Origin of the sequence: Kitasatospora sp. NPDC059327 (assembly GCF_042752535.1) — a bacterium.
Lineage (GTDB): Bacteria > Actinomycetota > Actinomycetes > Streptomycetales > Streptomycetaceae > Kitasatospora.
In genome coordinates this window covers 28,526-51,649 of the sequence record NZ_JBHYYB010000063.1, presented here as the reverse complement: position 1 = coordinate 51,649, position 23,124 = coordinate 28,526, and the positions used below count along the sequence as shown (strand labels likewise).

At 75.2% G+C, this 23,124-nt stretch carries 20 protein-coding genes; 17 read left to right on the top strand and 3 right to left on the bottom strand.

From position 1 onward, the window contains the following. The first annotated feature begins 220 nt into the window (after nt 1-220). From ACFXHB_RS30540 to ACFXHB_RS30525, 4 genes are all read left to right on the top strand, one after another. Nucleotides 221-1,147: a hypothetical protein gene (locus ACFXHB_RS30540; protein ID WP_380577905.1), complete on the top strand. Its 927-nt coding sequence runs from the start codon at nt 221-223 to the stop codon at nt 1,145-1,147. Beyond that, nucleotides 1,144-1,938, top strand: a complete 795-nt coding sequence (locus tag ACFXHB_RS30535; protein ID WP_380577904.1) for a response regulator — start codon at nt 1,144-1,146, stop codon at nt 1,936-1,938. Before ACFXHB_RS30540 ends, ACFXHB_RS30535 begins: the two co-directional genes overlap by 4 nt. Beyond that, on the top strand, nt 1,935-3,281 hold the full coding sequence (locus ACFXHB_RS30530) for a sensor histidine kinase (protein WP_380577903.1): 1,347 nt from the start codon (nt 1,935-1,937) through the stop codon (nt 3,279-3,281). Before ACFXHB_RS30535 ends, ACFXHB_RS30530 begins: the two co-directional genes overlap by 4 nt. A 106-nt stretch (nt 3,282-3,387) precedes the next feature. Next, nucleotides 3,388-4,830, top strand: coding sequence for a hypothetical protein (locus ACFXHB_RS30525; RefSeq protein ID WP_380577902.1), 1,443 nt, complete (start codon nt 3,388-3,390; stop codon nt 4,828-4,830). Between the two features lie 191 nt (nt 4,831-5,021). Here the strand turns inward: ACFXHB_RS30525 and ACFXHB_RS30520 are convergent, their stop codons facing one another. After that, nucleotides 5,022-5,228, bottom strand: a complete 207-nt coding sequence (locus tag ACFXHB_RS30520; protein ID WP_380577901.1) for a hypothetical protein — start codon at nt 5,226-5,228, stop codon at nt 5,022-5,024. Nucleotides 5,229-5,651: 423 nt separating this feature from the next. Here ACFXHB_RS30520 and ACFXHB_RS30515 point away from each other — a divergent pair, with 423 nt between their 5' ends. Then, nucleotides 5,652-6,512: an alpha/beta fold hydrolase gene (locus tag ACFXHB_RS30515; protein WP_380577908.1), complete on the top strand. Its 861-nt coding sequence runs from the start codon at nt 5,652-5,654 to the stop codon at nt 6,510-6,512. A 237-nt stretch (nt 6,513-6,749) separates the two neighbouring features. Here the strand turns inward: ACFXHB_RS30515 and ACFXHB_RS30510 are convergent, their stop codons facing one another. Further along, a complete protein-coding gene (locus ACFXHB_RS30510) occupies nt 6,750-7,178 on the bottom strand; it encodes a hypothetical protein (protein ID WP_380577900.1) in 429 nt (142 codons plus the stop codon). A gap of 850 nt (nt 7,179-8,028) precedes the next feature. On the opposite strand from ACFXHB_RS30510, the gene ACFXHB_RS30505 reads away from it, so the two are divergent. The 10 genes from ACFXHB_RS30505 to ACFXHB_RS30460 all read left to right on the top strand — a co-directional run bounded on the left by ACFXHB_RS30505 (nt 8,029) and on the right by ACFXHB_RS30460 (nt 20,558). After that, on the top strand, nt 8,029-9,657 hold the full coding sequence (locus ACFXHB_RS30505) for an AMP-binding protein (protein ID WP_380577899.1): 1,629 nt from the start codon (nt 8,029-8,031) through the stop codon (nt 9,655-9,657). Continuing rightward, complete coding sequence (locus ACFXHB_RS30500; protein WP_380577898.1) at nt 9,654-9,977, top strand: acyl carrier protein; 324 nt, start codon at nt 9,654-9,656, stop codon at nt 9,975-9,977. The genes ACFXHB_RS30505 and ACFXHB_RS30500 overlap by 4 nt, the downstream gene beginning before the upstream one ends. Then, nucleotides 9,974-11,356, top strand: a complete 1,383-nt coding sequence (locus ACFXHB_RS30495; protein WP_380577897.1) for a flavin monoamine oxidase family protein — start codon at nt 9,974-9,976, stop codon at nt 11,354-11,356. Before ACFXHB_RS30500 ends, ACFXHB_RS30495 begins: the two co-directional genes overlap by 4 nt. 212 nt (nt 11,357-11,568) lie before the next feature. Then, entirely contained in the window at nt 11,569-13,275 is a 1,707-nt protein-coding gene (locus ACFXHB_RS30490) for a class I adenylate-forming enzyme family protein (RefSeq protein ID WP_380577896.1), read from the top strand. Nucleotides 13,276-13,281: 6 nt separating this feature from the next. Then, the gene (locus tag ACFXHB_RS30485; RefSeq protein ID WP_380577895.1) at nt 13,282-14,700 is read left to right on the top strand and encodes a KamA family radical SAM protein; all 1,419 of its coding nucleotides are present in this window, start codon (nt 13,282-13,284) and stop codon (nt 14,698-14,700) included. Further along, a complete protein-coding gene (locus ACFXHB_RS30480) occupies nt 14,697-15,767 on the top strand; it encodes a RimK family alpha-L-glutamate ligase (RefSeq protein ID WP_380577894.1) in 1,071 nt (356 codons plus the stop codon). Before ACFXHB_RS30485 ends, ACFXHB_RS30480 begins: the two co-directional genes overlap by 4 nt. After that, nucleotides 15,764-16,996: a phenylacetate--CoA ligase family protein gene (locus tag ACFXHB_RS30475; RefSeq protein WP_380577893.1), complete on the top strand. Its 1,233-nt coding sequence runs from the start codon at nt 15,764-15,766 to the stop codon at nt 16,994-16,996. Before ACFXHB_RS30480 ends, ACFXHB_RS30475 begins: the two co-directional genes overlap by 4 nt. Beyond that, nucleotides 16,993-18,339: an MFS transporter gene (locus ACFXHB_RS30470; RefSeq protein WP_380577892.1), complete on the top strand. Its 1,347-nt coding sequence runs from the start codon at nt 16,993-16,995 to the stop codon at nt 18,337-18,339. Before ACFXHB_RS30475 ends, ACFXHB_RS30470 begins: the two co-directional genes overlap by 4 nt. Next, nucleotides 18,336-19,202: an SDR family NAD(P)-dependent oxidoreductase gene (locus ACFXHB_RS30465; RefSeq protein ID WP_380577891.1), complete on the top strand. Its 867-nt coding sequence runs from the start codon at nt 18,336-18,338 to the stop codon at nt 19,200-19,202. Before ACFXHB_RS30470 ends, ACFXHB_RS30465 begins: the two co-directional genes overlap by 4 nt. 72 nt (nt 19,203-19,274) lie before the next feature. Further along, nucleotides 19,275-20,558, top strand: a complete 1,284-nt coding sequence (locus tag ACFXHB_RS30460; protein WP_380577890.1) for a phenylacetate--CoA ligase family protein — start codon at nt 19,275-19,277, stop codon at nt 20,556-20,558. A 76-nt stretch (nt 20,559-20,634) separates the two neighbouring features. Here ACFXHB_RS30460 and paaI read toward each other — a convergent pair whose 3' ends face one another. Then, a complete protein-coding gene (gene paaI, locus ACFXHB_RS30455) occupies nt 20,635-21,072 on the bottom strand; it encodes a hydroxyphenylacetyl-CoA thioesterase PaaI (RefSeq protein ID WP_380577889.1) in 438 nt (145 codons plus the stop codon). Between the two features lie 279 nt (nt 21,073-21,351). Here paaI and ACFXHB_RS30450 point away from each other — a divergent pair, with 279 nt between their 5' ends. Together ACFXHB_RS30450 and ACFXHB_RS30445 are read left to right on the top strand one after the other, a co-directional pair. Beyond that, nucleotides 21,352-21,726 (top strand): MauE/DoxX family redox-associated membrane protein, encoded by a 375-nt coding sequence (locus ACFXHB_RS30450; RefSeq protein ID WP_380577888.1) that lies wholly within the window; start codon nt 21,352-21,354, stop codon nt 21,724-21,726. A gap of 433 nt (nt 21,727-22,159) precedes the next feature. Beyond that, nucleotides 22,160-23,014 carry a chitosanase gene (locus ACFXHB_RS30445; RefSeq protein ID WP_380577887.1) on the top strand — a complete coding sequence of 285 codons (855 nt, stop codon included), beginning with the start codon at nt 22,160-22,162 and terminating at the stop codon, nt 23,012-23,014. Nucleotides 23,015-23,124 lie beyond the last annotated feature (110 nt).

Here is a 23,124-nt window from a genome sequence, read left to right as displayed (position 1 = left end):
GCCCCCGCCCCCCCCCCCTCCCCCCCGCCGGACTCACCCCCGCCGCCCGCCCGCGGGCGGCCGGCCCCCCCCGGCTGCCCCCGCTCGCCCGAACCGCCCTTCCCGCACGTTCCCCCAGGTGGGCGGCGCCCTGGGGGAACCGCCCGGTACGGTTCGGACGACCTATCAGCCGTGGACGGACCGCGCGTGCGTCGCCGCAGAGCAGCAGGAGGACGATCAGGTGGCAGGACCACTCCCACCCCGCCGGGGGCCCGGGGCCGCGGGCGGATCCGGCGTCGCCACCGGCCTGCTCGCCGCCCCCGGCCTGCTCGCCGCCCTCGGCCTGCTCGTGGCGCTGGCCGGCTGCGCGGCACCCGGGGCCCTGCGGGACGCCGGGGCCGCCCGACCGGTGACGCCGCTGCCCGTACCGCAGGCGCTCTGGCCGAACCTGGGCACCTCACCGGCGCCGACCTCCCCGGCCTCCGCCACGGCCGGCCCCACCGAACCGCCGCCGACGCCGGTACCCGACCTCACCGTGCCCGGTCCCGACCTCACCTCGGTGGACCTGCGCACCCTGCTGGCCAAGGACCCCGCCGTGAGCGCGGACGAGCGGCGCGCGCTGGCCGGCTGCCCGGACTGCGAGGTCCGCAGCCCCGAGTACCGCGACCTCACCGGTGACGGCCGCGCCGAGCTGATCGCCGCCGTCTCCACCGGCGGCTCGGTGGTCCTGCACGTCTACACCCGGGGGAGCGGCGGGGTCGTGCCCGTCCTGCGGGTGGCCGTGCAACCGGGGTTCAGCGCCGAGACCGTCGCCGCCGACCTCTGGCTGCACGAGCCGAGCACCGCTTCCTCCGTGAAGAGCAGCCACTACAGCTGGAACGGCACCCGGCTCTCCCTGGCGGAGCAGCGGCTGCAGGCCGTCGGGCCGATCGCCGGGCCCGGTCAGGGCAGCACCACGACCGCCGATCCGGTGATCACCGCCAGGCCGAGCGCCGGTGCGGCCTCGCCCGCCGTCGCACCCTCCGGCGCGGCCGGTGCGGCCGGCCGCACCGGCCAGCCGGTCCCGGTGCCCCGGCCGCCCGAAGCGACCTCGGCCCCGTCACCCACCCCCACGTCACGTCCGACCGCGGCAGTCCCGGCCGCGGCGACCCCGGAACCGAGGTCATGACCGCCGCCACCCCCGTCCACCCCCACATCCTGATCGTCGAGGACGACGAGGTGATCCGCGAGGCCACCCGGATGGCCCTGGAACGCTACGGATTCCCCGTCAGCACGGCCGCCGACGGATTGGAGGGCCTGGAGGCGTTCCACACGGAGCGCCCCGATCTGATCCTGCTCGACGTGATGCTGCCGCTCCTCGACGGGGTCGGCCTCTGCCGGCGCATCCGCGAGGAGAGCCAGCTGCCGATCCTGATGATGTCGGCCCGCACCGACCCGGTCGACGTGGTCTCGGGGCTGGAGGCCGGGGCGGACGACTACGTCGTCAAACCGTTCGAGAGCGCGGTGCTGGTGGCCCGGATCCGCACGGTGCTGCGCCGGATCCGGGTGGTGCCGACCGCCGAGGCGGCGGTGCCGGCCACCCCGGAGGCCCCGGGAGCGCCGGCCCGGCCGACCGCGCCCGTCGCACCCGCGGCACCGACCGCGCCGACGGAGGCCGGGTCCGCCCGCGCGGTGCGCGCCATCGACGGCCTGGAGGTGGACACCGACAGCATGGAGGTCCGGGTGGACGGCCGCCTGATACCGCTCACCCCCACCGAACTCCGGCTGCTCCTGGAGTTCACCGCCGCGCCGGGCATCGTGCTGGAGCGCTCCGGCCTGCTCGAACGGGTCTGGGACTACGACTGGGGCGCCGACACCCGGGTGGTCGACGTCCACGTGCAACGGCTGCGCGCCAAGATCGGCTCCGGCCGGATCGAGACCGTCCGCGGCTTCGGCTACAAGCTGCGGCGCCCGGTATGACCCTGCGCCGTCAGATCGCCACCGCCGTCGCCGCCATCTCCGTGCTGGTCGCGCTGAGCGTCGGCCTGCTGGTCCACCAGGCGATGGTGCGCCAGCACGTCGACCAGGCCCGCCGGTCCGCGCTCGGCGCGCTCGACACCGCGCTCGTCGCCTACGGTCGCAACGAACGGACCACCGGCCTGGGCACCGCGCTGGACGACCCGGCGCTGCCGCCCCCACTGCGCGAACTCGCGGCGCAGGGCCGCCGGGGTTCCGTCCTGGCCACCGGGCCGCAGGACGACGAGACGATGTGGGCCGCCGCGCCGGTCCAGGGCGCGGTGCTGTCCGTCCGGGTCGACTTCACGGCGGACCGGCGCTCCATCGGCGACCTCGACCGGATCATCCTGATCACCGTCACCGTCTCGGTCTTCACCACCGTGCTGGCCGGCGTGCTGGTCGCCGACCGGATCAGCCGCAGGCTGCGGACCGCCGCGACGGCCGCCCGCGAGATCGCCGCCGGGCGGACCGACACCCGGATCGGCGCGTTGGGCGACGGCCGGGACGAGGTCGCCGACCTCGCCGCCGCCGTGGACTCGATGTCCCAGGCGCTGCACCGCCGGCTGGAGGCCGAACAGCGGTTCACCGCCGATGTCGCGCACGAACTGCGCACCCCGCTCACCGGGCTGGTCACGGCCGCCGAACTGCTCCCGCCCGGACGGCCCACCCAGCTGGTCCGCAACCGGGTGCAGGCGCTGCGCTCCCTGGTGGAGGACCTGCTGGAGGTCTCCCGCCTGGACGCGGACGCCGAGACGCCCTACCTGTCGGCCGTGCCGCTCGACCGGGCCGTCCGGCGGACGGTCGGACTCACCGGCCTGACCGTCGCCCTGTCGGTACGGGCACCGGAGGCCGGACCGGCGGGTGCCCCGGCCGGGCCCGCGGCCCGCCCGACGCACGGGCCGGGGCGCGACACCGGGGCGGGCCGCCCCGACGGACCGGTGGTGCGCACCGACCTGCGCCGGCTGGACCGCATCCTGGCCAACCTGCTGGTCAACGCCGACCGCCACGGCCGCGGCCCGGTCGAACTGAGCGTGGACGGGCTGCGGATCACCGTCCGCGACCACGGTCCCGGCTTCCCCGACGACCTGCTGCGGGACGGACCGCAGCGCTTCCGCACCAGCGTGCGCGAGCGCGGCCGCGGGCACGGTCTCGGCCTGACCATCGCCGAGGGCCACACCCGGGTGATCGGCGCCGAACTGACCTTCGCCAACCACCCGGACGGCGGTGCGGTGGCGACCCTGACCCTCCCACCGGGCACCGCCGAGGACCCCGAGGACCCCGACCCGCCGTACGACGGGGCGCCGTAGGCCGCGCCGTTGCCGGTGCCGGCACGGGAGCAAGCGCGGGAGCGGTCGGCGGTGCCGCAGGAGAAATCGATGGCACGATCGGGCCGAGGGGCCCGATCATGGGGCGATGTCGGAGTACAGCCCGGAACTGTCCGGCCTGGCGGAGAACCCGAATCTGCCGCAGCGCCTGCTGGACCACCTCATCACCCTCGCGGACGAGGACCTCTGTCAGGCCCTCGTCCGGCGCGACGCCCTGACCGCCCGCCAGGCGCGCGAACTGGCCCGACGATCCGACCCGTGGACGTTGCGCGAGCTGATCGCCCGTGGGGCGCTCCCGGTCCAGGACATACCGTCGCACGATCCGTGGTCGGCCGTCGCGGCGGCCGGCCGTGCCGACGTGCCCGCCGGATGGATCCACGACCTGGCCCGCCACGACGACCCGTCGGTCCGGGTCGCACTCGTCGAATACGGCGGACGCTCCGAGTACCTGCTGGATCTCCTCGCCGACGACCCGCACCTCGCGGTGGTGTGCGCCGTGGCCGACTCGGCCGCCCTCCCGGACCGCCTGGCCCGGCGCCTGGCCGCGCGGCCGGACGTACCGGTCAGGGACGCCCTCGCCCGGAACACGGCGACCCCACCGGACATCCTGGCCGCGCTGTCGGCCGACGGTGGAAGCCCCCCTGTCGAGCGCTGCGGCCGGTGCCTGGATCTCCCGCGGGCCTGCGGGGACCACGAGGCCGACGTCCGGGCCCTCCGGAGCGCCGCGCTGCAGAACCCCGCCACCCCGGCCACCGGCCTGGAGCGGTTCCACGACTCGCCGGACAGCTGGGTCCGCGCCGCCCTGGCCGCGCGGCCGGACCTGTCGGACGCGCTCTACCGCCGGCTCGCCGCCGACCCCGAGAGCCCGGTCCGCCGATCGGCCGCGGCCAACCCCGCCGTCGGGGAACCACTGATCCGCGCCCTCGCGGCCGACCCGGACCGCTCCGTCCGCGCGGCTGTCACGGCCAACCCGGCGCTCCCGATGTCCCTGCTCGTCCGGCTGGCTCCCACCGTCCGCCTGGGTACCGGACTGTGGCCCCGCGTCGCCGCCGCGTCACCCGAGGAGCTGCGCGACCTCGCCCGCTCGACCACGGCACAGGTCCGCGCCCTGGTAGCGGCCCGCCCGGACCTCCCGGCCGACCTGGCCGCCGTGCTCGCCCGCGACGCCGACCCGTCCGTGGCGAAGCGGGTGGCGGCCCACCCCGCGCTCGCGCCGGACCTCCTCCACGAGCTGGCCGAACGCCACGGGCCGTCCCTGTACCCGTCGCTGGCCCGGAACCCCCGCTGCCCGCCCGGCCTCCTGCACGCCATGGCCGTCACCGGCGCGCTCGGCCACGCCGCGCTGCTCGCCGTGGCCCAGCACCCCTCGGCGTCGCCGGCGACCCTGCGGCTCTGCCTGGCGAGCCCGTACGACCGGGTCCGGGCCTCGGCCGCGGCCAACCCCGCGCTGCCGGTGGCGGCGATGGTCCGGATGCTGGGGGCCGCAAGGACCCCGGTGGCGGAGCAGGACCCCGGCGGGCGGGCACCGTAAGCGTTCGCGGTGCGGGCCGGCCAGGGGCGGCGACGCGCGCGGCGCGGCCCCGGAGTGTCAGGGCCTCAGGCCGGAGCCGCCGGACGGGCGGTCCGACGCGAGCGCGCGCGGACCGGCAGGGCGGCGGACACGACAGCGGGCACCCCCGCCACGGGGTGCGGCGGGGGTGCCCGGTGTCGGGAAGCGGCCGGTCAGCCGTTGCTCTTGCTGAACGCCTCCAGCCAGGCGAGCTTCGGACCGAAGAGGCCGACCGAGGCCTGGCCCGCCGCGAGACCGGACTGCGACGACGGCTGCGGGCTCTCGCCGTGCGCCAGCGCCACGGTCGGCACGGCGACTACGGCCGCAGCCGCCAGCACCGCGGTGACGGCGAACTTGCCAAGGGTTCCACGAACGGACATCTCACGCCTTCCAGGTCATCATTGCTCTTCGCGACCCGCCCTCGCGGACGGGCCCGGCCCGGAACGGGCCCCAGAGACGCCCGATGAGGGGCGCCCGGGAAACGTTGGCACACGAACGCGGGCCGACCTCGCTTTTCGCCACCCGAGCGGCACGAACGGGTGACAGACATACCCCGGTCGGGTGAGGCGGACGGGCGAACGGCGCAGCGGCCGGCAGGCGGTGGCCGAGGCACCGCGCCCGCGCGGTACCCGGCCGCCCTTCCGCCGTTCGAGACGGACCGGTCCGCCGTTGTGTTCGTGACCGGTGGCCTGCCACGATCCCCTCAACCGAAATCCGGTCCACTTCAGGGGGATGACACCGTGACAGCATCAACCGCCCAGGAACCCTCGGCCCCAGGGCACCGCCCGGCCGGCCGGCCGCCGATCCCTCGGATCCGGCACCGCTTCGCCGACGTCGACGGCCTACGGATCTTCTACCGGGAAACCGGCCCGGCGGACGCGCCCGTTCTGCTGCTGCTGCACGGATTCCCGTCCGCCTCGCACCAGTTCCGCCGCCTGTTCGACGCGCTCGGCACCCGCTACCGCCTGATCGCCCCCGACTACCCCGGGTTCGGGCACAGCGACAGCCCCGCGCCCGAGGACTTCGGCTACCGCTTCGACTCGCTGGCCGACATCGTCGAGGGATTCTGCCGGGTGCTCGGCCTCGACCGCTTCGCGCTCTACGTCTTCGACTTCGGTGCCCCGGTCGGCCTGCGGCTGGCCACCCGCCACCCCGAGTGGATCACCGGTCTGGTGGTGCAGAACGGCAACGCCTACGAGGAAGGGCTCTCCGACCAGGCCCGGGGGTTCATCGCCAACCGGCACGGTGTCGAGGGCGCCGCCGAACGCGCCCGCGCGATCCTCACCCTGGAGATCACCCGCGGTCAGTACGAGGGCGGCACCGGTGACCCGGAGCTGGTCTCCCCGGACGGCTGGACGCTCGACCAGCACTTCCTCGACCTGCCCGGCCGCAAGGACATCCAGGTCGAACTCGCCCTCGACTACCACTCCAACGTCGCGCTCTACCCGGCCTGGCAGGAGTGGCTGCGCACCCACCGGCCGCCCACGCTGGTCCTCTGGGGCCGCAACGACCCGTTCTTCACCGAGCCCGGCGCCCGCGCCTACCTGCGCGACGTGCCGGACGCCGAGCTGCATGTGCTGGACACCGGGCACTTCGCGCTGGAGGAGCTGCTGCCCGCCATCGCCCCGCTGATCGACGACTTCCTCGCCCGCACCCAGAAGTAGCGCGTTCGGGAGCAGCGCGTTCGGGAGCAGCGCACCCGTGCCGGGGGTGCCCGTCGGACGGGCGTCCCCGGGACGGGGCGACCGCCGAACCGGCGGGTCGCCGGGTCAGGCGACGGCCAGAGCCGGGAGCGAGGCGGCCGTCCGCGACCGCCTACTGCGCCCGGCACCGTGCCCGGTACCTGTCGAACGGTCCGCGGGCACCGGCGGCCAGGCGTCGGGCGGGCGGGGCCGGCGGCCTCAGGCGTGCGGCTCGGCGGGCCGGCCGGCCGGGTGGGCCGGGCCGAGCGGGGCCAGGACGGTCGCGGCCGCCGTCACGGCCTCGGCGACCAGCGCCGCGGTGCGGGCCGCCTCGTAGAGCTGCTCCCGCGCGTCGCGCGCGGCCCGCAGGGCGTCCTGGGCCCGCTCGCCGTCGAGCCCCTCGCCCCGGGCCGGGCCGATCCGGCCCGCCGCCTGCTCGCTGCTGAGGAACGAGGCCAACTGGTCCAGGAGTTCGGGCAGTCGGGCCGTCACTCCGGCCAGTGCGGCCACGGCCTCGGCCGCGTCCGCGGGGAGCAGCAGACCGGGCGCTCCCCCGGGTGCGCCGCTGCGCACCGCGGCGTTGAGCAACTCGGCCGCTTCCGAGGACAGTTCGGCGACGGAAAGCGAGGGCTGGGCGGGACTGCTCACAGCTGTTCCCCCTTCGGGACAGGACGCCGGGCACCGACCGCGCCCGGGCTTCGCGGCAGTCGCCTGCCCCGGGCGGGCGCCGCCAGTCCCCCGCCGCCGGGTGTGGCCGGAACCGGTCCGCTCCGATCCCGGGCCGCCCCGGGGGGACCGGGCCACCGAAAGGGGCGTTGACCGGCACCCGCGGGGGCCGGCGGGCCTCTCCCGTCGGCGCCTCGACCGCTCGTGGCAGGAACCGGTCATCGCGGACCGCGGGCCGTCGGCACCGCCGACGGGGGCACCGGCACCCCGTCATCGGGCCCGGCCGCGCCCACCCGGGGGCAGGTGGGCGCGCGCACGACGGCCGGCACCGTGCGCCCCGGACACCACGGGGGTCACACCCGGGACACGGCTCCCGGGGCGGGACGGCCGGCACCCGGCACCCGCGGGCCGCCGCGTCCGCGGCGCGATCGCGGGAAGGCCGCCCGACCGGCCGATCGGGCGGTTTCGGGCCGGGCCCGGCGGGGTGCGCGACCCCCGACCCGGCGGGCGCGACCGGACCGGGCCGGGGTCGCCGCCGTGCACGGGGGACTGGCCGCGCGCTCGTGCGCGGCCGCGCCGGGAATCGGCGGAACGGGAAGGAGCGACCCGCGCCGAGGGGCCGGGGGCATGACTCGGCGCCATTCTTTCCCACCGCCGACAACGTCAATCCGACCGTGGCGCAGATTCTTCGAGAGTGCGGCGTTCGTTCACCATTCAGGCACACCACCGCGCCGCAATACCCTCAACATCCATTGTGGGCCCCCATGTTCGGAGGTAGAGTCCCGGTCCGCCGAGCGCGAATGAGCGCTTGCGAGCCATTCTTGGGGCGGTCATGTCACTTGATATCGGCACCACCGGAGTTCCCTCCGACTTACTTGACGCGTTCACGGAAACCGCTGTTCGCTTTCCGGACCGCGCGGCGATCGTCCGGCACGGACGCACCATGAGCTACCGCCGGCTGCACACGCTGGCGGGCGACCTGGCCGAACGGCTGGGCCCCCGGCCGGGAGTGGTCGCCGTCCAGGCGAGCCGCATTCCGGAAACGGTCGTCGGACTGCTCGGCGTCCTCACCGCCGGAGGGGTCTACTGCCCCGCCGACCCGGCATTCCCGGCGGACCGGTTACAGGCGATGCTCTCGGCGGTGGACTGCCGCACAATGGTCGCGGCCGACCCCGCGACGGCCCACCGACTCGGCCTGGAGTGGGTGCCCTCGACCCCTTCGCCGGAATTCCCCGCAATCGCGCTGCCGACCGGCGGCCCCGGCCGTCCGATATCACCGGGCGACGCCTCGGCCGACACCCCGTCAGGGGCCCTCGGACCGACGGGAATCCACGTCGGCCGCACCGGGATCGGCGCCGGGGAACCGGCCTACATTCTCTTCACCTCCGGCTCCACCGGGCAGCCGAAGCCCGTGGTCACGCCCCGCCGGGCCCTCTCCGCCGTGACACCCTCGTTACGGGACCTCTTCGGCCTGACACCCGACGACCGCGTGCTGCAGTTCGCCTCGCTCAACTGGGACACCTGCTTCGAGGAGATCCTGCCGACGCTCAGCACGGGGGCGGCGCTCGTCCTCGACGACGAGGCGCACACCGGGTCGTTCCCCCGCTTCCTGCGGATGGTGGAGCGCGAGCGGATCACCGTGCTCGACCTGCCCACCGCCTTCTGGCACGAGCTGGTCCTCCACCTCGCCGAGGACCGGACCGCGCTGCCCGACCGCGTCCGGGTCCTGGTGATCGGCGGCGAGCCCGCGAGCGCGGCCCGACTGGCCGACTGGGCCGCGCTGGACACCGGACGGATCCGCCTGGTGAACACCTACGGCTGCACCGAGACGACCCTGATCACCCATGCCGTCGACCTGCACGGCCCGCAGTCCCCGCCGGCCGGCTGGGACTGGCCCGGCGGCGTCCGGGCCCCGATCGGCAGAGCACTCCCCCATGTCGTCCAACGCATCAGCGGCCAAGGTGAGTTGTTGATCGGTGGACCGTCCGTCGCGCTGGGCTACCACGGCCTGCCCGAGGCCACCGACGCCCGGTTCACCGTCATCGACGGCGAGCGGCACTTCCGGACCGGCGACCTCGTGAGCAGCTCGCCGGACGGCCTGCTCACCCACCGGGGCCGGCTGGACGGCGAGATCAAGGTCCGGGGCGTCCGGGTCGACCCGGCCGAGGTCGAGGCACACCTCACCGACCACCCCGGCGTGCGGGCGGCGGCCGTGGTCGCGGTGACACTCGCCGGCCGGTCCGCCCTGGTCGCCTACGTGGTGGCGCGGGCGGGCGCGGCGGCCGGGACGCTGGGCACCGACGTCCTGGCGTACCTGCGCGGGAGGGTCCCCGGCCACCTGGTGCCCAGCCGGATCACCGTCGTCCCCGAACTGGTGCTCACCGCGAGCGGAAAAGTCGACCGGGCCGGCTCGCACCGGCGGCACACGACCCCCGAACTGGTCAAAGGAGACCTTCGATGAGCCTTGACACCACCTCCGCCACCGGTGGCGGCGTGCCCACCGCGGCCGCCGCCCCGAAGTCCCCGGACTCCCCGCACTCCTTCGACGCCGCGACCGACGACGCCGCGACCGACAGCCTGGTGGCCGTCTTCAGCCGGGTGCTGGAGACCCCGGACGTCGCGGCGGACTCCGACTTCTTCCGGCTCGGCGGCGACTCACTGATCGCCACCCGGGTGCTCAGCGCGATCGCCCGCGGCCATGGCGTGGAGCTGTCCTTCGACGACTTCCTGCTCGCCCCGACCCCCCGGGCGCTCGCCGAGAAGATCGCGGCCGGCAGATGACCGGCTCCGACCGCGCCACCACACCTCGAACCGGCGGCGTCACCGAGGCCGGCGGCGTCACCACCGCCGTCGTGGTCGGGGCCGGGCTGGCCGGCCTCACCGCCGCCACCGGGCTGGCCGCCCGGGGCGTCGACGTCACCGTGCTGGAGGCCCGCCCGCGGGTGGGCGGCCGCACCCACGGCCTGCCGGTCGCACCCGGCTGCCAGGTCGACGCCGGCGCCGCCTACCTGGGCGATCGTCACACCGAACTCCTCGCCCTGGTCAAGGAGCTCGGACTGGACACCACGCCGACCACGATGCTCGGTGCCGGCCGGTTCCTCCTCGGCCGCGAGGACACCACCCGGGGCGGCCGGTTCCCACCGCTCAACGCCGTGGCGCTCGGCGACCTCTTCGAGCGACTGGACGAACTCACCACGGCCGTCCGGCCCGACGCGCCCTGGCTCACCCCGGACGCGGCCTGGCTGGACACCCTCACCGCCGCCGACTGGGCCGACCGGCGGCTGACCCACCCGGACGCCCGGCTCTTCTTCCCGCTCTTCCTCGGCGAGATGATGGCCGCCGACCCGGCCGACGTCTCCGTCCTGCACATGGCGTTCTACCTGCGCTCCGGCGGCGGCGTCCGCTACCTCAACGCCTTCGAGGGCGGCGCCCAGCAGGACCGGATCGCCGGCGGCGCCCACCAGGTGTGCGAGCGGCTGGCCGGGCGGCTGGGTGACCGGGTGCGGCTCGACGAGGCCGTCCACGCGGTCCACCAGGACGACGACGGGGTGACCGTCCACTCGACGGGCGGCGCCCACCGGGCGGAGGTCGCGGTGATCGCGCTGCCACCGCTGCCGGCCGACGCCGTCGAGTACCGGCCGGCGCCGCCGGTGCGCCGGGCGGGCGAACGGACGGCCCGGGGCTGCGCGGTCAAGGCGACCATGGTCTACCCCGAGCCGCTCTGGCGCGCGCACGGGCTCTCCGGCTGGTCGGTCAACGCCGAGGGTCCGCTGCTGTCCACGGTGGACGACTCCCCGGCCGACGGCGGGGTCGGCGTCCTGACCGGGTTCATCACGGGGAGCGAGGCCCGGCGGTTCGGCGCGCTCGGTCCCCGGGAGCAGCGCGCGGCCGTGGTCGAGCAGGCCGCCCGGGTGTTCCCGATGCTCCCGCCGCCGACCGGCCTGCACATCACCGACTGGGTCAACGAGCGGTACAGCCAGGGGTGTTACGCCGCCCTCCGGGGGCCCGGCGACTGGCTGCGGTACGGACCGACGCTGACCGCACCGCATCGGCGGGTGCACTGGGCCGGCACCGAGACGAGCACCGAGTACTTCGGCCTGATGGAGGGCGCCGTCCGCTCCGGCCACCGGGTCGTCGCCGAGGTCCTCGCCCGGGGCTGATCCCGACACCCCCGGCACGCCCCCCGCCGCACCCCCGGCACGCCCGCACCCCCGGCACGCCCGCACCGGGCCGCGAGCGGCCCCCGCACGCCCCCGCACACCCGACCCGCCCCCGCACGCCCGGTCCACCCCCGCCGCCGCGGACCGATCCCCACCCAAGCCCGGCCCGGTTCCACAAGAACCCCGCCGGGCCACCCCCTCAGGAGACCGCCATGAGCGACCGGAGTCCCATCGCGCCCCTCGCCGCCCGGGAGCGGCTGATGACCGAACCCGCCCTGGGCGCGGGCAACTTCCTGGACCATGCCATCGCGGTGAACCCGAACCGCGCGGTCCCGTTCGCCTACAGCCACCACACCGACCACCGCGGCGCCGTCGTCCTGCGCGGTCACAGCCTGCTCGACCTCGCCGCCCTGCGCGACCGCTACGCCACCTGGTACCGGGCCAACGGCGTGCGCCCCGGCGAGCCGGTCGGTGTCGTCGTCGGCGAGGGCCTGGAACCGCTGCTGCACTTCCTCGCGCTCACCTCCCTCGGCGCCGTACCCGCGCTGGTCAACGACGCCATGCGGCACGACGTCATGGTCCGCTACCTCGACCACGTGGGCGTGGTGGGCATCGTCGCGGACGACCCCACCCGCCTGGCCTCGGCCTACCGCGAGGACCCGCGCCGGCGCCCCCGGTTCATCGCCCTGGCGGCCGAGATCCGGGCCTTCGACGCCGGCGCGGCCCGGCTCCCCGAGGACTACCCGTACCGGCACGCCGACGACGACGTGGTCGCCCTGATCCACTCCTCGGGCACCACCGGCACCCCCAAGTCCACCATGCTGGCGCACCGCCAGTTCTGGGACGGCAAGCAGCCGCGGATGGTGCGCTTCCCCGCCGAGCCCTACGACCGGCTGATGTCGCTGATGCCGCACACCCACGCGGGCGGGCTCAGCTACTTCCTCACCGCCACCCTGCTCGGTCTGCCGACCGTGGTGATGTCCGACTGGCGGCGCGCCGCAGTGGAGCCGGTGATGGAGGCCTTCCGGCCCACCATGGTCGCCTCCTTCCCGCGCACCTTCGTCGAGCTGGCCACCGGCGAACCGCCGACCAGGGGCGCGGCCGAGGTGCACTCCTGGTTCAACACCGGGGACAGCGCGCACTACGGGCACATCCGGCGGCTGGTGCGGCTCGGCCGGCGGCCGGCCGGGCTGATCAGTCCCTGGCTGCTGCCGGAGCAGCGGGCCGAGCAACCCGACCTGCCCGGCTCGCGGTTCGTCGACGGCCTGGGCTCGTCCGAGATGGGCATGGCGCTGTTCGGCCAGGTGACCACGCCGGAGAGCGTCCGGGACGACCGCTGCGTCGGCAAGCCGCTCGACGTGGTCCGGCGGGCCGCGGTGCTGACCGAGGACGGTGACGAACTGCCGGACGGCACCGTCGGGTTGCTCGGCGTCGTCACCCCGTCCCGGACCCCCGGCTACTGGAACGACCCCAAGCTCACGGCCAGCTTCGAGCGGGCCGGCTACTGGCTCACCGGCGACGTCGCCCGCCGCGACCCGGAGGGGTCGTTCTACCACCTCGACCGCACGGTGGACGTCATCGACACCGCGACGGGGCCGGTCTACAGCCTGCCGATCGAGGAGGTGCTGCTGGCCGACTGCGGCGACCTCGTGCAGGACTGCTCGGTCATCGGGGTTCCCGGCGCGCCCGGCGAGGGCCAACGGCCGGTCGCCGTCGTCCGGTTGCAGGCCGACGCGGCCGCGAGCACCGCCGAGGAGCTCCAGGAGGCCGCCAACAAGGCGCTCGCCGGCGCGGGGCTGGCCGCGCTCGCCGCGGTGAGCATCGCCCGGGCCCCCGAGGACTTCCCGCTCGGGCCGACCGGCAAGGTGCTCAAGCGCGAGCTGCGGACCCGCTTCGCCACCCTCTTCACCGGCCAGTAGCGCCCGATGGACCCCCATCCGACCCGGCAGCCGTACCAGTACACCCGGATCCCGCTCACCGAGCCCGACTGGCGCCGGCTGCCGGGCTGGCGCCACGTCACCGCGGCTCAGTGGCGGGACGCCCGGTGGCAGCGCGCCCACCGCGTCCGCGACGCCCGGCAGCTGCGGGCCGTCGCCGGAGAGCTGCTCACCGACGAGTTCTACGACGAACTCGCCGCCGATCAGGAGCGGTTCGCGACCATGTCGATGCTGCTGCCGCCGCAGATGCTGAACACCATGGCGCCGCACGCCCCGACCGGGCCGCGGGCGTTCACCGAGGCGTTCCTGGCCGACCCGGTCCGCCGCTACATGCTGCCCGTGCGCGCGGACCGCCACCCGGGATGGCCGAGCCACCCCAAGGCCGAGCGCGACTCGTTGCACGAGGCCGAGATGTGGGTGGTGGAGGGCCTCACCCACCGCTATCCCACCAAGGTGCTGGCCGAACTGACCGCCACCTGCCCGCAGTACTGCGGGCACTGCACCAGGATGGACCTGGTCGGCACGTCCACGCCCCAGGTCACCAAGACGAGGCTGGCACTGCGCCCGCTCGACCGGCAGGAACAGATCCTCGACCACCTCAAGCGAACCCCGTCGGTACGCGACGTGGTGGTCTCCGGCGGCGACCTCGCCAACGTGCCCTGGCCACAGCTGGAGACCTTCCTGCTGCGGCTGCTGGAGCTGGAGTCGGTGCGCGACATCCGGCTCGCCAGCAAGGCGGTGGTCGGCCTGCCGCAGCACTGGCTCCAGCCGCGGATCCTCCAGGGGCTGGGCCGGGTGGCCGCCGTCGCGGCCCGCCGCTCCGTCAACCTCGCCGTGCACACCCACGCCAACCACGTGCGGTCGGTGACGCCCCTGGTCGCCGAGGCGGCCCGGGCCCTGCTGGACGCGGGCGTGCGGGACGTCCGCAACCAGGGCGTGCTGATGCGCGGCGTCAACGCCACCCCCGAGGACCTGCTGGACCTCTGCTTCGCCCTCCAGGGGGAGGCGAACATCCTCCCCTACTACTTCTACCTCTGCGACATGATCCCCGGCGCCGAGCACTGGCGCACGCCCGTGCACCAGGCCCAGCGGCTGCAGGAGGCGATCATGGGCTACCTGCCCGGCTACGCCACCCCGCGCATCGTCTGCGACGTCCCCCAGCTGGGCAAGCGCTGGGTGCACCAGGCGGTGGCCTACGACCGCGAGCGCGGCATCTCCTCCTGGACGAAGAACTACCGCACCGCGCCGGAGGCCCGCGCGAACGGTGGTGCCGACCTCGACACCGTGCTCGGCCGGCGCCACCTGTACTACGACCCGGTGGACACCCTCCCGGAGGCCGGCCGCCGCTGGTGGGCCGAGCGGTCCGGCGCCCCCGCGTCCCCACCCCCTCGGAAGGACTCGCCGTGACCCCACCCCGCACGACGCCCGGCGCCGCGCACCCGCCGGCGGCCGGCACCGGACCGCTGCGCCGGATGTGCTGGATCTTCCCCGACCGGGAGTCGACCAGGATGGCCGCGCTCTGGCACCCGTTCTTCTGGGACCTGTACGAAGAGGTCGCCGAGAGCCTGGGGATGAGCTGGACCAGGCACGCCCCCGAGGCGGTCACGGTCGACGGCACCGTCCGCGGCCGGCCCGTGGTCTACGTGGACGACGAACCGGTCTCCCCGCAGGACACCCTCTTCGTCACCGCCCTCTACTCGCTGCCCTACCAGTCGATGGACGTCTTCAACCAGTACGCGCTCTACGCCGTGCTCGAAGAGGCCGGGTTCTACCTGCCGTTCCCGCCGCGGATGTCGCTCATCGGCAACGACAAGCTGGCCACCCTGCTGCACCTCGCCGGCTCCCCCGTCCCGCCGATCCCGTCGGTCCGGATCGGTACCGGGCGCGACATCGCCAAGCACCAGTACGAGGTGGCGCTGGGCGGCATGACCTACCCGGCCATCGTGAAGCCCTCCGGGTGGTGCGGCGGCGGCGGGATCAACCTGGCGCGCGGCGCCGAGGACCTGCGGGGCCTGGCCAGCCTGGCCCAGGGCGGGGACACCACGCTCGTGGTCCAGCCCTACCTCGGCGACGGGACGGTGGACTACCGGGTGTACGTCGTCGCCGGCGAACCGTACGCCGTGATGAGGCGGATCCCGGAGCCCGGCTCGCCGGTGGCCAACGCCAGTCGGGGCGGCCGCATGGAGTTCCCGCCCGTACCGGCCGAACTCGCCGCCGCCACGGCGTGGTTCGCCGAACGGCTGCCGATGCCGTTCTTCTGCGTCGACTTCCTCTTCGACGGCGAACGGTACTGGTTCTCCGAACTCGAACCGGACGGAGTGATCGCCCCGGACTTCGACGACCCCCGGCGCACGCTGCAGCGGGACATCACCCGGGCCCGGTTCACCGCCTACCGGGACGCCCACGCCACGTGGCTGACCGACCGCGGCGGCTCCGCCACGTCCACCCCGGAAACGGAGCGCCCGACACCATGACGGACCTGTTCTCACTCCCTCCGGCGACCGCCGAGCCGCGGTTGCACATCGCCCGGCGCACGCTCGAACGACTCCGCGACGTACCGGAGTTGGCCCACCGCTACGCGGGCAGCGGCGCACCGCGCACACTCGACGACCTCGCCGCGCTCCCGGCGCTGGACAAGGACGGCCTCACCACCGCGCTGGCGCATCTGGCCCCCCGGGCCGACCGCCGCGCCGGCGCGACCTGGCTCTTCCAGAGCGGCGGCAGCACCGGAGCGCCCAAGATCGGCTACGCCCCCACCGGCTTCTACATGGCCGGGGTGCACGCCCGGTGGCGACCGCTGGAGCGCGACGACGTGTTCGTCAACGCCTGGGGCGCGGGCCGGATGTGGGGTGCGCACTTCCTCGCCGCCGCGCTCGCCGACCTCTCCGGGTGCCGGATCCTCGCGGTGGGCTCGGTCACCACGGACGAGTACGCCGACTGGCTGGCGTTCTTCGCGGCCGCCGGGGTGACCGCGATCGGCGGGACACCGAGCGTGCTCCGGCTCTGGTTCGCCCACGCGCGGGCCGTCGGGCTGGAGTTGCCGGCCCTGCGCAAGGTGCTCTGGCTCGGCGAGGCCTGGCAGCCGCAGCTGGACGCCGACCTGGCCGCCGTCGCGCCCCGGGCACGCCGGTGGGGCATGTTCGGCAGCACGGAGACCTGGGTGGTCGGCACCAACACCCCTCACTGCCCGGCCGACACCTTCCACACCCTGCCCGAGCAGCTGGTGCACGTCGGCGCGGAGGACCTCCTGGACTTCACCACACTGAACCCGGACATGCTCAACCCGGTGCTGCGCTACCGGACCGGCGACGCCGGGACGCTGCTGGCCTGCCCGTGCGGCCGGCCCGGGGCCGCGATGCGGGTGCTGGGCCGCCGGGACAGCGTGGTGCAGGTGCGCGGGCTCGGGCTGGACGTGGACGGGGTCGTCGCGCGGGCGGAGCGGGAGCCGGGGGTGTCCCGGGCCCAGGTCGTGATCACCGAGCAGCGCGGCCGAGTGGCGACGGTCGACCTGCTGCTGCTCACCGGCGCGGGGGCCCCTCCCGACGTCGAACGGCTGCGCAAGGACCTGCTGGCCGCGACCTTCACCCTCAGCACCGCCTTCCAGCACGACCCGGAGTCCTTCCGGGTGCGCCGGGTCGACGAGCTGATCAGCAACGGCCGGACCGGCAAGACCGCCGGCCTGGTCGTGCGGGAGGAGGCGTGAGGCCGCGCCGGCCCGTCTCCCTCGGGCGCGGCTTCAACCTGTTCTGGGCCGGGCAGACGGTCAGCACGGTCGGCGACCGGGTGACCGTGTTCGTCGTCCCGACCCTGATGATCTTCGTCCTGCACGCGAGCGCCCTCCAGGTCGGCGTCGTGGCGATGGCCCAGTACCTGGGCATCCCCCTGCTCGGACCGGTCGCCGGGGTGCTGGTCGACCGCTGGGACAAACGCCGGACGATGCTGGTCTGCGACCTCGTCCGGCTGCTGGCGGTGGCGGTCATCCCGTTGGCGTACTGGCGGGACGCCCTGTCCACGCCACTGCTGGTGGGCTGCGTGGCGGTGATCAGCGGCGCGACGATCTTCTTCAACGTCGGCTACCTGGTCGCCGTCCCCGCCGTCGCGCCGAAGGACCAACTCGTGCGCGCCTACTCCCGGCTGGAGGGCAGCGGCTCGGTGTCCGAGGTGGCCGGCCCGTCGATCGCGGCCGGCCTCTACAGCGCGCTGGGCGTCGCGGCCCTGCTCGTCGACGCCGCCAGCTACCTGGTCTCCGCCGTCTGCTTCCGCCGGATGCGCCCCTGGGGCGAACGCACGGTCGCCACCGGGTCCGTCCGGGAGCGGCTGACGGCGGGCTTTCGCCTCAACCGGGCCGACCCGGTGCTGCGGCGCGTGGTGGCCGCCGCGGTGACGCTCAACTGCGGCGGACCGATCTTCGTCACCGTCCTGCCCGTCCTCGCCTACCGGGGGCTCGACGTCTCGGTCGCCACCTTCGGCGCCGCCATGTCGGTCGCCGCGGTGGGCGCGCTGGCCGGCGCGGTGGTCGCCCCGAGGATCAGTGAACGGTTCGGCCTGGGGCGGACGTTGGCCTGGTCGCTGCTGCTGCACTGCCTGGTCGGGCTCGGCGTGCTCGCCGCGCCCGCGCTGCCGGCCGGGCCGGTGATCGCGGTCACCATGGGCTGCTACGGCTTCTTCATGTCGTGCATCAACGTCTGCAGCGCCCCCACCCGGCAGTCCCGGATGTCGGAACAGCACCAGGGCGTCATGCACGCCGCCTTCCGGACCGTCACCTGGGGGGTCATCCCGCTGGCCGCCCTGGCCGGCGGCCTGGCCGTCTCCCTGCTGACCGGTCCGCTCGGGATCCTGGACGCGGCACGGACGGTGATGGCCGGCGGCACCCTGCTGGCGGCGCTCTCCTTCCTGCCGGCGCTGCGGATCCAACCGCTGCTCGACGCCGCCGAGCGGGAGCGGACGCGGCCGGGAGGCGGCGGGGAGGACGGGTCCTCGACAGCCGAGCCCGCCACCGACACCGCCCCGGCCCCGGCCCCGGCCCCGGCGGACCGCGCCTCATGACGTCGGACCGGGGAGTCGCGCTGGTGACCGGGACGTCCTCGGGCATCGGACTCGCCGTGGCCGTCGCGGCGGCCGCGGCCGGATTCACGACGGTCGCGACCGTGCGCCGACCCGAGCGGGCCGAGGCACTGCGCGCGGCCGCCGACCGGGCCGGTGTCGCGCTGGACGTCCGCCGCCTCGACGTCACCGACGCCGACTCGGTGGCCGACTGCCTCGACGCGGTGCGCCGGGTGTACGGACGGCTGGACGCGGTGGTCAACAACGCCGGTGTCTCCAACTCCGATCCCACCCTGGAGATGTCGACCGCGGCCGCGCTGCGGGCCAACCTGGAGGTGAACTTCTTCGGCGTGGTCGAGGTCAGCCGGGCCGCGATGCCGCTCCTCCGGGCCGCCGGCGGGCGCCTGGTCACGATCGGCAGCGTGCACGGGGTCGTCGGCCAGCCGTTCAACGAGGCCTACTGCGCCGCGAAGTTCGCCGTCGAGGGGTTCATGGAGAGCCTGGCCCCGGTCGCCGCGGCGCACGGCGTGCGGGTGTCGGTCGTCGTGCCCGGCTTCGTCCCGGACACCTCGTTCGGCGTCTTCCCGGACATCGACCGCACGACCGTCCGGGCGGCCTCCGGGCCGTACGCGGACACCTTCACCGACTATGTCGACCGGCTCGGCCGGGGCTGGGAGGCGGCGGGGCAGCCCGCCCGGGAGGTGGCCGGGGTCGTCGTCCGGACCCTGCTCGCCGAGCGGCCGGCCTTCCGCGTACCCACCACGGCGTGGGCCGCCGCGTACCTGGACCGGAAGCTGGCCGACCGGGACGGCTCCACCGTGCAGACCCTCGCCCACGGCTGGATCGGCCGCCCGGACCTCTCCTGAACCCGCAGTGTCGACACCCACCGACCTGACGCACCGTCACTTATCGCCCACCACCGACCGACAGGAGAAGCAGTGCCCGCGAAATCGCTTCAGGAGCTGGTCGACTTCGCCCGCGCCCACTCGCCGTTCTACGCGGAGGCGTACCGCGACGTGCCGCGGACGATCTCGCACCTCACCGAGCTCCCCCTCATCGATCAGGGGGCCTTCTGGGCCGCGAACACCTGGCCGGACAACCGCCTGCTCACCGGTCCGCTCACCGACGCCGGCGTGTACAAGACCGGCGGCACCACCGGGGTACCGAAGTTCTCCCCCTGGTCACGCGCCGAACACGCCGACTCGGTCACCGCGTTCGGCGCGGGCATGGTCCGGGCCGGCCTGAGGCCCGGCCACCGGGTGGCCAACCTGTTCTGCGCCGGCGAACTCTACGGCGGGTTCCTCTACATCGAGAACGCCCTGCACCACGCCCCGGTGGAGAACGTCCGCCTGCCGGTCGGCTGCGCCGCGCCCGACGACTACGTCGCCGACCTGATCGCCGGCTTCGGCGTCCACGTCCTCGCGGGCGAGCCGATGAAGCTCAGCGCGGTGGCCGAGTGCCTCGTCCGCCGGGGGCAGCGCGCCGACTCCGTGGAACTGCTGCTCTTCGGCGGCGACCTGCTCTTCGCCGACCTGCGGCCGATCCTGGCCCGGGCCTTCCCGAAAGCAGCCGTCTCCTCGGTCGGCTACGCCTCGAACGACGCGGGCCTGGTCGGCGCGCCGGTACCGGGCGACGACGTCCGCGTCCACGAGGCCTTCGCGGAGCGCACCGTGGTGGAACTGGTCGACGACGTGACCGGCGAGCCGGTCACCGCCGCCGGCGTGCCCGGCCGGGTCGTGGTCACCAACCTGTTCCGCACCCTGATGCCGATCCTCCGGTACCCGACCGGCGACCGCGCCGAATGGGTCGACCCGGAGCGCGGGCGGTTCCGGCTGGTCGGCCGGTCGAACGAGGGCGCGCGCGTCGGCACGGTCGCCATGCCGACCGAGGAGATCCGCGCGGTGCTGCTCGCCGCCGACCCGGACCGCGTCATCTCGGGCCTGCAGCTGGTGCAGCGGCGCTGGGACGGGCGGGACGGCCTCGTCCTGCGACTGGGGTACACCGGGCGGCCGCCGGCGGACCCCGGCGCGCTCGGCGAACTGGCCGAACTGGGCGAACGGCTCGTCGCGGCCGTGTACGCGGCCGTCCCGCTCTACCCGGTCGAGGTGGCATCCGGCGCCGTCCACCACCTCGCCGTCGAGTGGGTGCCCCGGGCCGACCTGGCCACCAACCCCCGGACGGGCAAGCTCCAGCAGGTGGTGGACGAGCGGCCGCGGGACTGAGGCCGGCGGCCGCGACCGGGCCGGCAGACGCAGCACCAGGCCTACGACCGGACCGGCAGGTGCGCGGCCGGCCCGGTCAGCCCGGCCGCGGCCGGCCGGCGATCACCACGCTCTGCCCGCGGAACTCCGCGACGACCCGCCCCGCGGCCTGCCGCACGGTCACGTCGTAGATGCCCTGCCGCCCGGAGCGGGTCCGCTCGACCGCTTCGGCCACCAGCTCGTCGCCGACCTCGGCCGGGGCCAGGAAGGTCACCTGCGCGGCCTGCGCGACGGTCACCGGGCCATGGCTGTTGCAGGCGTAGGAGAACGCCGCGTCGGCGAACAGGAACAGGAAGCCGCCGTGCGCCGTCCCGTGGCCGTTCACCATGTCCGCGCCCACCCGCATGCGCATGAGCGCCCGCCCCGCGGACACCTCGTCGAGGGTGATGCCCAGCGTGCGGCAGGCCCGGTCGCGCGCGTAGAGCGCCGCGATCGCCGACTCGCCGGCCGCCGCCGGCCCGATCTCCGCGTCCACGACGTCCTGCCTTCCCCGGGAGAGACGCACGGGCCGGCCGTACCGCCGGTCCCTGCCTTCCTGCGCACCGGATTACACCGAGCCGCGCCGTCGCCTGTCAATGACCACCCGGCCGATGCCGCCCGGCCGCCGACGCCCGGCCGCCGACGCCCGAGGAGCGCCACCCCCGCCGGGAGCATCGGCGCGGCTTCCCGCTCGGACGACGGAACGCTACTGTTCGGTAACCACGGCTGGGCGGGGCACGCCGCACGCCTCGCGCACCTCGTCCAAGGAGTGACTGTGAAGCGATCGAGAACCTCCGCCCGGCTCCTGAGCGGCCTGCTGCTCGGCGCCGGGGTGATGCATTTCGCCGCTCCCCGCACGTTCGACGCGATCGTGCCGAAGCGGCTGCCGGGCAGCCGGCGGGGCTGGACGTACGCGAGCGGCGTCGCGGAACTCGCCATCGGCGCGGCGGTCGCCGTACCGCGCACCCGGCGGGTCGGGGCGCTCGCCGCCACGGGGCTCTTCGTCGCCGTCTTCCCGGCCAACGTGAAGATGGCCAACGACTGGCGGCACCGGCCGGCACCGCTGCCGGCCCTGGCCGCGGCCCGGCTGCCCCTCCAGGTGCCCCTCGTCCTGTGGGCCTGGCGGGTCGGGCGACGCCCGCGCGGCTGACCTTCCCGGGAGGGGTGCGGCAGCCTCCGGGCCGCACCCCTCCCGTCGCCCCACCCCCCGCACCCCCGCACCCCCGCACCCCCGCACCCCCGCACCCCGAGCCTCGCCCTCAGCGCCCCCGAGCACGACACCCTCGCCCGCACGGTGACGCCACCCCGTGCCCGCCCGGCCCACCGGGCCCGGCCGACGACCCGCCCCCACGCCCGCTCCCACGCCCGCTCCCACCCGCGCGGCGGGAGGGCGGAGGGGCCGCCGCCGAGGCATTCCTGGGAGGTTCCTGGGAGATCCTGAGAAAACCCCGAGCACCCCCTTGCCACGGCCCGGGCCCCTCACTATCTTTCGTTAGGAAAGTTACCTAACTATTCCGGACCTGACCGGCAGGCCCTGCCCTGCCCACGCCCCCACCAGGCCGGACGACGAAACGGAGAAGCTCATGACCCAGAGCCGGACCGACCCCGGCGGGCGCCGCCCCGCCCGCGCCGCAGCCGCCGCGCTCCTGGTGGCAGGCCTGACCGCCGGTGCGCTCACCGCCACCGCCGACGCCGCCGAGCCGCGCCCGGCCGCGGCCACCGCCGCCCGCGCCGTCGCGGCCTCCGACCTCGGCAGCCCCGAGAAGAAGGACGTCGCGATGCGGCTGGTCTCCAGCGCGGAGAACTCCTCGCTCAACTGGCGGGCGCAGTTCGGCTACATCGAGGACATCAACGACGGGCGCGGCTACACGGCCGGTCTGATCGGCTTCTGCTCCGGGACGGGCGACATGCTCGACCTGGTCCAGCACTACACCGACGCCGTCCCGGGCAACCCGCTGGCCGCCTACCTGCCCGCCCTGCGCCAGGTCAACGGCAGCGCCTCCCACGAGGGTCTGGACCCGGGCTTCACCGCGGCCTGGTCCGAGGCAGCCGGCGATCCCGCCTTCCAGCAGGCCCAGCTGCACGAACTCGACCGGGTCTACTTCGACCCCGACGTCTCCCGGGCCAAGCAGGACGGGCTCCGCGCGCTCGGCCAGTTCGCCTACTACGACGCGGCCGTCGTCCACGGCCCCGACGGCCTGGCCAAGATCCGCCGGGAGGCACTGGCCAAGGCCACCCCGCCGTCCCAGGGCGGCGACGAGACCGCCTACCTGGAGGCCTTCCTCGACGCCCGCAACGCCGAGATGGTGACCGAGCCCGCGCACAGCGACACCAGCCGCATCGACACCGCCCAGCGGGTCTTCCTCCGGGCCGGCAACCTCGACCTCGACACCCCGCTCCACTGGGCCGTCTACGGCCAGCAGTTCAGCATCTCCTGACCACCGCCCCGCCTCGCACCCGGGCCCCCGGGCGAGGCGGGGGGCGGGGCCGGTGGGTGGACGGCGATGCACGCGGGCCCCGCGGGCCGCGCGCGGGGGCTTATACACAA